This is a genomic window from Lutaonella thermophila, assembly GCF_055387725.1.
In genome coordinates, this window is sequence record NZ_AP043783.1 from 1,727,410 (window position 1) to 1,739,625 (window position 12,216).

Here is a 12,216-nt window from a genome sequence, read left to right on the forward strand (position 1 = left end):
CCAAATGTACTGGTTAAGATGTTAATAAATTGTTAAATGATTGCTAAAGAAGATTTTTTAGAGCTTCAAAACACCCTTAAAGGTTCAATTTTTACAGATAGTTTACACAGAGCAATTTATGCTACAGATGCATCTGTTTACAGAAAAAAACCTTTGGCTGTTGCATATCCTAAAGATAAAACCGATTTAAAAGTTTTAATAGACTTTGCAACTAAACATAAAATAGGACTTATACCCAGAGCAGCCGGAACATCTTTAGCCGGACAATGTGTTGGTGATGGTATAGTGGTTGATGTCTCTAAACACTTTACTAAAATCTTGGATATAGATACTAAAAATAAAACGGTAACGGTACAACCCGGTGTAATAAGAGACGAACTTAATTTAGTTTTAAAACCATACGGCTTGTTTTTTGGTCCGAATACATCAACTTCTAACAGATGTATGATAGGAGGGATGGTTGGCAATAATTCTAGCGGAACTACCTCTATAAAATATGGTGTTACCCGAGATAAAGTAATTAGTTTAGAGGCTATTTTAAGTGATGGGAGTGAGGTTACTTTCTCTGAACTTTCTGCCGAGCAATTCTTGCAGAAAACTAAATTACAAACATTAGAAGGCAATATATACAACCATATTCATAAAACGTTACAGAATAAAACGGCACAAGAAGAAATTTTACGGGAGTTTCCAAAACCCTCTATTCACAGACGTAATACAGGCTACGCTTTAGATGAGCTTATAGCCATGGAGCCCTTTTTACATAAAAAGGCATTTAACATGAGCAAGTTATTGTGTGGTAGCGAGGGTACACTAGCTTTTATAACGGCTATAAAATTGCAACTAAATACGCTCCCGCCAGAGAATAGTGTTATGATTGCAGCACATTTTAAAAGTATAAATGATTGCTGTAAAGCTGTTATCCCTGTTATGAAACACAACTTATACAGTTGTGAAATGATGGATAAGGTTATACTAGATTGCACAAAAAACAACAGAGCTCAAGCTAAAAACAGGTTTTTTATTGAAGGTGATCCTAAAGCTATACTACTACTTGAGCTTAGAGCTGACGATAAAAAAACGTTAGAACAAAACAAAATAGCATTATTGCAAACACTAACTAAAGAAACAAATAGTTATGCACAACCCTGTTTATATGAAGATGATATTACAAAAGCTTTAGAATTACGAAAAGCCGGTTTAGGACTGTTAGGGAATATGGTTGGCGATAAAAAAGCGGTAGCTTGTATAGAAGATACGGCAGTTGCTTTAGAAGATTTGGCCAATTATATAGACGAGTTTTCTAAACTTATGCAAAACTACAAGCAACAAGCAGTTTATTATGCACATGCGGGAGCGGGAGAGCTTCATTTAAGGCCTGTTTTAAATTTAAAAAAGAAAGAAGATGTTACGCTTTTTAAAAAAATAACGTTTGATGTAGCTAAATTGGTCAAAAAATACAACGGATCTATGAGTGGCGAGCATGGTGATGGTATAGTTAGGTCTGGATGTATTGAGTATATGATTGGACCGAACAACTATAAACTAGTTACATCTATAAAACAAGTTTTTGATCCTAATTACATTTTTAATCCCGGTAAAATTGTAAACTTTTATCCTATTGATGAAAACTTGCGTTACCAACCAGACAGGAAAGAGCCTATAATAAATACTTTTCTTGATTTCTCTGATACTCAAGGTGTTCTTAGAGCTGTAGAACAATGCAACGGTAGTGGAGATTGCAGAAAAACACATAAAAGCAACGGCACTATGTGCCCAAGTTACCATGCTACTAAAAATGAAAAAGATACTACAAGAGCTCGTGCAAATGCACTGCGTGAATTTTTAACGCATCCTACTTCTAATAACGCGTTTAAAAGTAAAGAGCTTAAAGAAGTGCTGGATTTGTGTTTAAGCTGTAAAGCATGTGCAAGTGAATGCCCCAGTAATATAGACATGGCCACATTAAAGGCAGAAATGCAGTATCAGTATTACCAATCTAAAAGAAGGCCTATTAGAGACGTTCTCTTTGCTTACAACACCCAAGTAAACAAAATAGCCTCGCTAATCCCGGGGCTTACCAATACTATTTATCGAACAAAATTTACCGCTTCAATCTTAAAAAAAATAATGCAAATTGCTCCGGAGCGTTCACTTCCCGAAGTGAGCAATTTTAATTTTAAGGCTCACTTACGTAAAGAACAAAACAAAGTGCATCAACCAACCAATATTATTTTATTTATAGATGAGTTTACACACTATTTAGATACTAAAGTGGGAGCAGATGCTATTACACTATTATGCCGTTTGGGGTATAATGTAGAGTTGTATTTTGGAGAAAGCGGACGTACTTTTATTTCGAAAGGTTTTTTAAAACAGGCAAAGAAAATTGCAGATAAAAATTGCAAAGCGCTTTACAACAAAATTAATTCTCAAACAGTTTTTGTTGGCATAGAACCCTCTGCCATACTTAGCTTTAGAGATGAATATTTAAGATTGGTAACACATAAAGATAAAGCACAACAAATAGCAAATAATACATTTTTAATTGAAGAGTTTTTAGACAATCAAATTGCAATTGGGAACATTTCTTCAGAGCAGTTTACAGATAATTATAAAATCATTAAAATTCATAACCACTGTCACCAAAAAGCTTTAAGTAATCAAAAAGTAACTTTTAATGTTTTAAACCTTCCTAAAAATTATAATGTCACATTAATAAATTCTGGTTGTTGTGGTATGGCAGGTTCTTTTGGGTACGAAAAAGAGCATTACAACATAAGCATGAAAATTGGTGGTTTACGTCTTTTTAAGAGTGTTGCAAATGCTGCATCTAATGTAGAGATAGCGGCTAACGGAACAAGTTGCAGGCATCAAATTTTTGATGGCACTAAAAAGCTAGCAAAGCATCCTATTACTATTTTAAAAGAAGCTCTAAAATAGTTTAGTCTTTACTTAAAATAGTAGTTGCAGCAAGCAATTCTTTGTAATTCATGCTCTTTAAATCTTCATCTGGATAGAAAGAGAGTAGAGTTCTGTCATTATCATTAGCATAAGAAAAAAGTTTCCATTTTTTGTTTTTGTATTCTAAAGCCGATAAATTTTCTACCCAATCACCTGAGTTTAAATAGATACAAGTACCTTTTTTAGTGTTTTTTTTTGTTATTGTAGGTTTATGTATGTGTCCGCATATCACATAATCAATCCTTTTTTCTATAGCCAATTCAGAGGCAGTGTTTTCAAAATCGTTTATATACTTAACAGCTTTTTTTACACTATTCTTTATTTTTTTTGAAAGAGAATATTTTTCTTTTCCTAATTTGGTTAAACACCAGTTTATAAAACGATTAAATATTATTAAGTAGTCATAGCCCCAACCACCTAATTTGGCAATCCATTTAGAGTGTTGTATAGACGAATCAAATACATCACCATGAAAAAACCACGCTTTTTTGTCGTCTAAATTCAAAACTACCTTGTTCACTATGTTTATTTTACCAAGTTTAATTCCGACAAATTTTCTAAGCATTTCATCATGGTTCCCGGTAATGTAATATACTTTAGTGCCTTTAGTAGCCATTTCTATAATCTTCTTTATCACCTTTAAGTGAGATTTAGGAAAATAACGTTTTCTAAATTGCCATATATCTATAATATCACCATTTAGTATTAATGTTCTAGGGTTTATGCTGTTTAAGTATGCATAAAGTTCTTCGGCATGACAGCCATAAGTTCCTAAATGTACATCAGAAATTACTACAACATCTATTTTTCTTTTTTTCAACACTTTAAGCTTTGTTTTTTGCAAAGTAACAACCCGTTTATTACCAAAACTTTACTTGTAAATTAAAGGATGTTGAGCAAAAGGTTAATTTTACATTAAGTGAGCGCTAATTTTTTGTTACTATATAAAAACTTACATTTGCTAAAACATCTTTTATGGCAGGAAACACCTTTGGAACACTGTTTAAAGTAACAACATTCGGAGAGTCCCACGGACCCGCGATTGGAGGGGTTATAGACGGCTGTCCGGCTGGAATACCCCTAAACTTATATGCAATACAAGAAGAGCTTAATAGAAGAAAACCAGGACAATCTGCTATAGTGACACAGCGTAAAGAACCGGATACTGTTGAGTTTTTATCGGGACTTTTTGAAGGTAAAACTACTGGAGCTCCCATAGGGTTTATTATAAAAAACACTAATCAAAAATCTAAAGACTACTCGCATATAAAAGATCAATACAGACCAAGCCATGCAGATTATGTGTACGATAAAAAATACGGGATTAGAGATTACAGAGGCGGTGGCAGGAGTTCTGCCAGAGAAACAGCGTGTAGGGTAGTTGCGGGAGCTATTGCAAAACAATTGTTAAGTACAGTAAAAATAAATGCCTTTGTGTCGTCGGTTGGTGATATATTTTTAGAAAAACCGTATCAAGAATTAGATTTTAGTAAAACAGAGACAAATCCGGTTAGATGTCCTGACTCAGAAACTGCTGCTAAAATGGAAACTTTAATAAAACAAATTCGTAAAGATGGTGATACGGTTGGTGGTACAGTTACTTGCGTAATCCAAAATGTTCCGATAGGATTAGGAGAGCCTGTTTTTAATAAACTGCACGCACAATTAGGTAAAGCCATGCTGTCTATTAATGCGGTTAAGGGATTTGAGTACGGGAGTGGTTTTTGTGGCTCAAGGATGAGAGGTAGTGAGCACAACGATTTATTTAATACAGATGGCACTACAAAAACTAATTTAAGTGGTGGTATTCAAGGAGGTATAAGTAATGGCATGGATATTTATTTTAGAGTTGCTTTTAAGCCTGTTGCAACCATTATGCAAGATCAAGAAACAATAGACAAGCAAGGTAATAAAGTAACTATGCAAGGAAAAGGCAGACACGATCCTTGTGTTGTGCCAAGAGCGGTGCCGATTGTAGAAGCAATGGCAGCCTTAGTTTTAGCAGATTTTTATTTATTACAAAAAGTATATAGTAAATAAAAGTTTTAGTTGTAGTCGTTAGTTTCACATTTTTTTTTACCCCATAAAATCATTACTTTTTGGCAAAAATTTATCAAATACCAACTGCAATTGGTATTTGTTTTATTTTAAAGTACTATTTATCAAAAACAAAATCAACTAAATAACCTAAACGAATGAGAAAAATTGCATTACATTGGCAAATTTTAATAGGAATGTTAATTGGAGTTATCTTCGGATTTATAATGTCCGGGTTTGACGGAGGAAAAGAGTTTATTGTAGATTGGATTTCACCTTTCGGGACCATCTTTGTAAAACTATTAAAATTAATAGCCATCCCACTAATTTTAGCTTCGTTAATTAAAGGTATTTCAGATTTAAAAGACATATCTAAGTTTAGAGACATAGGGCTCAGAACCATAATTGTATATGTCTTTACCACTGTAATTGCAATTACTATTGGTTTATTATTGGTAAATGTTACAAAACCCGGAGATGGAGTGTCTGATGATACTATTGCAAAACTCACTCAAACCTATGCTAATGATAGTAATGTACAATCTAAAATAGTGGAGGCATCTAAACAAAAAGAAAGCGGGCCGCTACAATTTCTTGTAGATATGGTACCAGACAATGCAATTTCTGCTATGAGTGATAACGCTTTAATGCTTCAGGTTATATTCTTTACTATTTTCTTCGGAATTTCTATGCTTTTAATAGGAGAGAAGAATGCCAAACCACTAAAAGATTTCTTCGATTCCCTTAATGAGATTGTGCTTAAAATGGTAGATTTAATAATGCTTACAGCGCCTGTAGCAGTATTTGCTTTATTAGCTAATGTAGTAGTAACATCTGGTGATCCAGACTTGTTGTACGCATTATTAAAGTATGCGGGAGTGGTAGTGTTAGGTTTATTTTTAATGATTGTATTTTACAGTTTAGTAGTAACTTTTTACACGAAAAAAAACCCTTTTTGGTTTTTAAAAGAGATTAGCCCTGCCCAACTATTAGCATTTTCTACCAGTTCTAGTGCTGCAACCTTACCGGTTACTATGGAGCGTGTAGAAGAGCATATTGGTGTGGATAAAGAGGTTTCTAGTTTTGTGTTACCAGTAGGAGCAACTATTAACATGGATGGAACCAGTTTATATCAAGCAGTTGCTGCAGTTTTTATATCGCAAGCCCTTGGGCATGATTTAGATTTAACTGCTCAACTAATGATAGTTCTTACAGCATTATTAGCTTCTATCGGATCTGCTGCTGTACCGGGAGCCGGAATGGTAATGTTAGTAATTGTGTTAGAAGCAGTTGGTTTTCCTGCAGATAAATTAGCTATTGGATTAGCATTAATTTTTGCTGTAGATAGGCCGTTAGATATGTGCAGAACGGTAGTTAATGTAACCGGAGACGCAACAGTATCTATGGTTGTGGGTAAATCGGTTGGAAAATTAGGAGAACCACACCCAAAAGAATGGGATGATCATTACGACGAAGTAAAATAGTTTGTAATTTTAATAACTAACCAAAATATTAAGTATGAATATTTGCTTTTTAATGTATCCTTGGGAGCAAGTAGATCCAGATAACGATACTACATTAGCGTTAATTCATGAATGTTGTAAACGTGGTCATGGCGTAGCTACGTGTACCCCATATAACTTAACCATAAGAAACAGTGTAGCGCATGCTTTTTGTAGTGTTATAAACAGGGCAGAAAAGGTGCCCAGTTCCTTAAAATCTTTTTATAATAAAGCAACTTTTAGAGAAGAGATGCTTCCGTTGGCGGGTTTTGATGTAATTTTTATGCGAGCCAACCCACCGTTAGATCCAATTATGCTTAACTTTTTAGATTCTGTTAAGCACGATGTTTTTATTGTAAACTCGGTAGAAGGGCTTCGAGAAGCTAACAACAAACTATATACGGCTGCATTTGTTGATCCTAACAATGATATTATTCCGGTAACGCATGTCTCTAAAAACAAAGACTATTTAATCAGGCAAATTAGAGAGTCTAAAACAGATAAAATGATTTTAAAACCACTTAACGGATATGGTGGTTCAGGGGTTATATTAATAGAAAAGTCGGCAATGTCAAGTATAAACTCTTTACTTGATTTTTATATATCGAATGCCGATGGCACATCAAACTATGTGATTTTACAAGAATATATAGAAGGTGCGGAAGAAGGAGACGTTAGAATACTTATATTAAATGGTAAACCCATAGGTGCTATGAAGCGTGTTCCCGCAAAAGATGATCATCGGTCTAATGTTTCTGCCGGAGGTACCGTTCAAAAACATACGCTTACCAAAAAAGAAAAAGAATTATGCAAAGCCATTGGACCAAAATTGGTTAAAGACGGTTTGTATTTTGTAGGGATTGATGTGATAGGAGGTAAGCTAATTGAAGTAAATGTTATGAGTCCGGGCGGAATAACCTACATGAATAAAGTTTATAAAACACGTTTACAAGAAAAAGTAATAGATTTTCTTGAAAGCCATGTTCAACAACGAGTTAGTGCTTTTGATAGGTTAACCAGATTACGTAAGACGGTAGAAGATGCATAAGCTTAGCATAGAAGAAATTATTAAAAACATAACGCAACAAAAAACGTTTGAAGCTGTAGCAGCAGATTATTCATTTACTATAAAAATTGATGCTTACGTGTACTATGTTTGCGGAGCTATACACGACGGACATCAATTTAGAAAAGAGCTTTGGAGTAATTGCTTGCACACAGAATACGAGCGTTGGTACGAAGAAGACCCTTGCACCAAACAAATGGTACAAGCTCATCCTATTGTAATTGCCGGTTGCGACTCTCGATTTGAATACGATTTAAATAGACCACCGGAATCTGCAATTTATTCAGATGCTTGGGGTAAACAGTTGTGGAAAAAGCCCTTATCAAAACCAGAATTAGATTTAAGCCTAACTAAGCATGCCAATTTTTACAAGGTTATACATGCTTTAATAAAACAACTTGAAAGTATTCATGGCGCAGTAGTTGTTTACGATATGCATAGCTATAACTGGAAAAGATGGGATAGAGAAGTGCCTACATGGAACTTAGGAACGGTTAACATAAACACAAAAAAGTTTGCTGATGAAATTGAACGCTGGTGCAATTATTTAGCGTCTATTAAGCTACCCAGCAATATTGTAAACACAGCAAAAATTAACGATACTTTTCATGGTAATGGTTATTTTTTAAAATACATAACCAACCATTTTAATAACACTTTAGTGTTGGCAACAGAGATAGCTAAAGTATATTGTGATGAAGAGAACTACATTATTTATCCTGAAGTTGTTAAGGCTGTAGAAAGCCAGTTAAAAGAGCTGTTACCAAAACATGCCGAAGAATTTAAGAAAGCATTTTGTTCATGATACAATCGCAAGACCTCATAAAAACCTATCAATATTTATTTGAAGTAGATGCTAATCTAGATAACCTAGTTAAAAAAATAGAGCTACTTAGTTATATTAATCCTATAAATGTAGAAAAAGAAAAACAACGTTTTTTTGCATCAAGATATTTATACAATCCGGATTTTAAGTATCCAAAACTAAAATTCAATCCATTTACGCTACAAAGGCTATTTTTTTCGCAACAATTAGAAAAAGTAGAAGACGAACAAATTGCATCACTATATGAAGATGTTATTTACTATTATGCCAATGTAATACAGTGTATAAATACTATTGGTCAAGGAAAAGAATTTTATTACAATAGCCTTAGGGCCTACGGCACACCTAATGAGCGCGATGTTGAAAACGCTAAATTTATTTTACATTTTGTAGATGATGAAACAGAGCATAATTCTAACAAAATTTTCACTGCAGAAGAAGCAAAAAACTATTTTGAAGCATTTTCTGCACAATACAACTTTCCGTTACATATAAAGCTTGCTACGCATATTACTGCCGAAGCAATGGTTAGTAACAGCACTCAAACGCTTCTAATAAAAAAGAATGCTACTTTTAATGAAAACCAACTAAAAACGTTGGCTAATCACGAAATTGGCGTTCACTTAGTAACTACATTTAATGGTATAAACCATCCACTAAAAATATTTTCTAACGGTTTTCCTAAGAATGTAGAAACTCAAGAAGGACTGGCAGTTTTTAGTGAGTATATGAGTGGTACCTTAACCCTAAAAAGGCTCAAGGAATTAGCCTATAGAGTTATAGCAGTGAACAGTCTGTTAAAAGGATATAGTTTTTCTGATACTTTTGATTTAATTCATAACCAGTATAAACTTAATAAGGATGATGCCTTTAAAATTACCTTGCGAGTGAACAGAGGAGGAGGTTTTACCAAAGATCATTTGTATTTAAGCGGACTTAAAAAAATATACAATTATTACACCAACAATGAAGATTTAAAAGTTTTACTTACCGGAAAAGTAAACATGAAATACACGCCAATTATTAAAAAAATGCAACAATTAGGTTTAGCAAATAAAGGCGATTATTACACTAAAAGTTTTTTACAAAACGAAAACACAAATAATAGAATAGATTTTATTCTTCAGAATTTAAAGTGATTAAACAGTAGGTTACAAAAATTTTTCTTGAAGCTCCGGAGTCGGAATCATACAGGTATCTTTTTTGCCAAACCAACTGTATCTGCTTTTAGCAATGCGGTCATAAAACCAGTCTCTAACAGGTGTAGGAAGAATATGTTTAAAAATAGTGAGCACTTGCCAACCACCTTTTATGGTATTAACTACCTCAAAAAAAGCATCAGATTTAATATAGTAAGCAATCCCGGGGTCTATAACAATTATAGAGTCAATTTTTTCTGTATCTATACCTCTTTCTTGGGTTAACTTTTTGCCAATATCACTTTGCAGGGGGGCAAATCTAAAAACATCGTTTCTATCTCTTTTAATTATAAATTTAACGGTGTTGTTGCAAAGATTGCAAACCCCATCAAACAAAATTATTTTTTTATTTTTTTGAATTACAACCATTACTTTTTAGCTTCTACAAGTTCTAGTTGGTCTAAACTAACATTAGTGGTAAACAAACCATAGTTTACTATAGCTTTATTTTTTTCTATGGCATCTATGCTACCAATTGCTTTACCGTCTAACATTCTTACACGGTCACCTACTTTTAAAGCAACTTTTGGTTTCTGTTTTTTTTGCTTCTCGTCTTCTTTTTTCTTTTGCTTTTTTTGTTGCCTAATGGCAACAATTTTTTGCTCTAACTCTTTGCTAACCGCCTCTTTTTTAGCTCTGTCTGCCTTTTTTTGTGCTTTAGTTTTTTGTTTTCGTTTACTGTTTTCTGTTTCTACAATTCTTAAAAACTCGGCTATTAATGCTCTTTTTTTCTTGTGAATAAAATAGTCTTCTGCTATTTTATCTATTTTATTTCCTAAACTTATCATTCGTTGGTTGTAGTCAAACAACTCTTGATAGCTTTCCAGTTTGGCTTTAATTTTCTGATTTAATTTTTCTAAGCGAGCATTTTCTTCTCTGAGTTTTGCTTCTTCTTCTTGTAACGAAGAAGATGTTTTTTCCATAGCTCTACGTTGCTTTTGAAGCTTGGCTATAGTTGCATCAAACCTAACTTTACCACGTTCAATTTTTTTCTTAGCTCTATTAATTAAACTGTATGGAATACCATTTTTTTGAGCAACCTCAAAAGTAAAAGAACTTCCAGCTTCTCCTAACACAAGCTTAAAAACGGGTTGTAGCGTTCTACCGTCAAACTGCATATTTGCATTGGTGGCATAAGGCAACTCATTAGCTAACATTTTAAGGTTGGCATAATGTGTAGTAATAACACCAAAAGCCTCTCTGTTATAAAACTCTTCTAAAAAGGTTTCTGCCAAAGCGCCACCCAATTCAGGATCACTTCCGGTACCAAATTCATCAATTAAAAAAAGGCTATTACTATTTACTTTTTTAAGAAAGTAATTCATTTGTTTTAGGCGATAGCTATAAGTGCTCAGGTGGTTTTCAATAGATTGGTTATCGCCAATGTCTGTCATTATCCTATCAAACAAACACATCTCACTACGCTCATGCACAGGTACCAACATACCACTTTGTAGCATTACTTGTAGCAGCCCAATTGTTTTTAATGTTATACTCTTACCACCGGCATTAGGACCAGATATAACAATTATTCTGTTATTTTGATGCAGTTCTATTGTTTGCGGATAGGTTTTTTCGTTACGTTCTTTGTTAGCTAAATAGAGTAAAGGGTGGTATGCATCTTTTAAAAAGAGTTTTTTTTCTTGGCTAATTGTAGGCAACACACCGTTTATGCTTAGTGCATACTTTGCTTTTGCAGCAATTACATCTAAAGCAGTTAAAAACTCCTGATAAACTTCAAGTAAAGCTTTAAATGGCCTTATTTTATGTGTTAGTTCTTGTAATATCTTTATAATCTCTTCTTTCTCTTCGTATTCAAGATTGTTAAGTGTTCTTGAAAGTTGTAACGTAGTTTCTGGCTCTATATAAACAATGCTCCCGGTTTTAGAACTGCCTAATACAGTACCTTTAACTTTGCGTCTGTACATGGCTTTCACTGCCAAAACACGCTTGTTCTCTACAACAGTTTCTCTAATATCATCTAAGTAATCTGCTTGTTGATATTTTTGAAGTGCTACAACAAAACTCTGATTAATTTTAGCTTTAACCTCGGTTATTTCTTTTCTGATTTCTGCAAGCTTATCAGATGCGGTGTCTTTAATCTCACCAAACCTATCTATTATAGCATCTACCAAAGAGATAATTTCTTTAGTATATGTAACAGCTTCTGATTGCGCAAAAAGAGTAGGGTAGTAATCTTTGTATTTTTTAAAAAACAGCAAAATTTGGTTTACTGTAGCCGAAATAGCAGTTATATCTTTAAAACTTTCGGGTTCTAAATAACTGTTTTCTATACCTAACAGCTTAATTTCTTGATCTATTGGTTCAAAAAAATGATTGGGTATTTTGTTTTCGTTATCAAAAGACGAAACATACTCGTTAGTAACTTTTAATGCTTTTAAAAGCTCGTCTTTTTTTGTAAACGGAACAATTTGTAATGTTTTTTCAGTTCCCTTTACGGTACTACAATAGCTTGCGGTTTGCTGTAAAACTGTTTTAAATTCTAAATCTTGTAAAGTTTTTTCGAGAATTCGTTGCATACTATTGTAATTGGTGCACAAAGGTACATATTTGATACTTTTTAAATAACGTTAAATAATGCTTTAAAAATACTTTATTTAA

General features: G+C 33.5%; 9 protein-coding genes. 6 read left to right on the forward strand and 3 right to left on the reverse strand.

Annotated elements, in window-relative coordinates; genetic code table 11:
• The first annotated feature begins 36 nt into the window (after nt 1–36).
• Entirely contained in the window at nt 37–2,943 is a 2,907-nt protein-coding gene (locus ACZ5CF_RS08115; RefSeq protein WP_464578757.1) for an FAD-binding and (Fe-S)-binding domain-containing protein, read from the forward strand.
• Nucleotide 2,944: 1 nt separating this feature from the next.
• Here ACZ5CF_RS08115 and ACZ5CF_RS08120 read toward each other — a convergent pair whose 3' ends face one another.
• A complete protein-coding gene (locus tag ACZ5CF_RS08120; RefSeq protein WP_464578760.1) occupies nt 2,945–3,784 on the reverse strand; it encodes a UDP-2,3-diacylglucosamine diphosphatase in 840 nt (279 codons plus the stop codon).
• 155 nt (nt 3,785–3,939) lie between these two features.
• On the opposite strand from ACZ5CF_RS08120, the gene aroC reads away from it, so the two are divergent.
• The 5 genes from aroC (at nt 3,940) to ACZ5CF_RS08145 (ending at nt 9,534) form a co-directional block, all read left to right on the forward strand.
• A complete protein-coding gene (gene aroC / locus ACZ5CF_RS08125) occupies nt 3,940–5,004 on the forward strand; it encodes a chorismate synthase (protein ID WP_464578761.1) in 1,065 nt (354 codons plus the stop codon).
• Nucleotides 5,005–5,159: 155 nt separating this feature from the next.
• Nucleotides 5,160–6,485, forward strand: a complete 1,326-nt coding sequence (locus tag ACZ5CF_RS08130; RefSeq protein WP_464578762.1) for a dicarboxylate/amino acid:cation symporter — start codon at nt 5,160–5,162, stop codon at nt 6,483–6,485.
• A 34-nt stretch (nt 6,486–6,519) separates the two neighbouring features.
• Nucleotides 6,520–7,551, forward strand: a complete 1,032-nt coding sequence (gshB, locus tag ACZ5CF_RS08135) for a glutathione synthase (protein WP_464578764.1) — start codon at nt 6,520–6,522, stop codon at nt 7,549–7,551.
• Nucleotides 7,544–8,374, forward strand: a complete 831-nt coding sequence (locus ACZ5CF_RS08140) for an N-formylglutamate amidohydrolase (protein ID WP_464578765.1) — start codon at nt 7,544–7,546, stop codon at nt 8,372–8,374. Before gshB ends, ACZ5CF_RS08140 begins: the two co-directional genes overlap by 8 nt.
• Nucleotides 8,371–9,534, forward strand: coding sequence for a flavohemoglobin expression-modulating QEGLA motif protein (locus ACZ5CF_RS08145; RefSeq protein ID WP_464578766.1), 1,164 nt, complete (start codon nt 8,371–8,373; stop codon nt 9,532–9,534). The genes ACZ5CF_RS08140 and ACZ5CF_RS08145 overlap by 4 nt, the downstream gene beginning before the upstream one ends.
• Before the next feature lie 12 nt (nt 9,535–9,546).
• Here ACZ5CF_RS08145 and ACZ5CF_RS08150 read toward each other — a convergent pair whose 3' ends face one another.
• Nucleotides 9,547–9,963, reverse strand: coding sequence for a thiol-disulfide oxidoreductase DCC family protein (locus tag ACZ5CF_RS08150; RefSeq protein ID WP_464578767.1), 417 nt, complete (start codon nt 9,961–9,963; stop codon nt 9,547–9,549).
• Nucleotides 9,963–12,134, reverse strand: coding sequence for an endonuclease MutS2 (locus ACZ5CF_RS08155; RefSeq protein ID WP_464578769.1), 2,172 nt, complete (start codon nt 12,132–12,134; stop codon nt 9,963–9,965). Before ACZ5CF_RS08155 ends, ACZ5CF_RS08150 begins: the two co-directional genes overlap by 1 nt.
• Nucleotides 12,135–12,216 lie beyond the last annotated feature (82 nt).

Coding starts and splice junctions, on each gene's coding strand:
- ACZ5CF_RS08115 (WP_464578757.1), top strand. CDS start 37: ATGATTGCTAAAGAAGATTTTTTAGAGCTTCAAAACACCCTTAAAGGT.
- aroC (WP_464578761.1), top strand. CDS start 3,940: ATGGCAGGAAACACCTTTGGAACACTGTTTAAAGTAACAACATTCGGA.
- ACZ5CF_RS08130 (WP_464578762.1), top strand. CDS start 5,160: ATGAGAAAAATTGCATTACATTGGCAAATTTTAATAGGAATGTTAATT.
- gshB (WP_464578764.1), top strand. CDS start 6,520: ATGAATATTTGCTTTTTAATGTATCCTTGGGAGCAAGTAGATCCAGAT.
- ACZ5CF_RS08140 (WP_464578765.1), top strand. CDS start 7,544: ATGCATAAGCTTAGCATAGAAGAAATTATTAAAAACATAACGCAACAA.
- ACZ5CF_RS08145 (WP_464578766.1), top strand. CDS start 8,371: ATGATACAATCGCAAGACCTCATAAAAACCTATCAATATTTATTTGAA.
- ACZ5CF_RS08150 (WP_464578767.1), bottom strand. CDS start 9,963: ATGGTTGTAATTCAAAAAAATAAAAAAATAATTTTGTTTGATGGGGTT.
- ACZ5CF_RS08155 (WP_464578769.1), bottom strand. CDS start 12,134: ATGCAACGAATTCTCGAAAAAACTTTACAAGATTTAGAATTTAAAACA.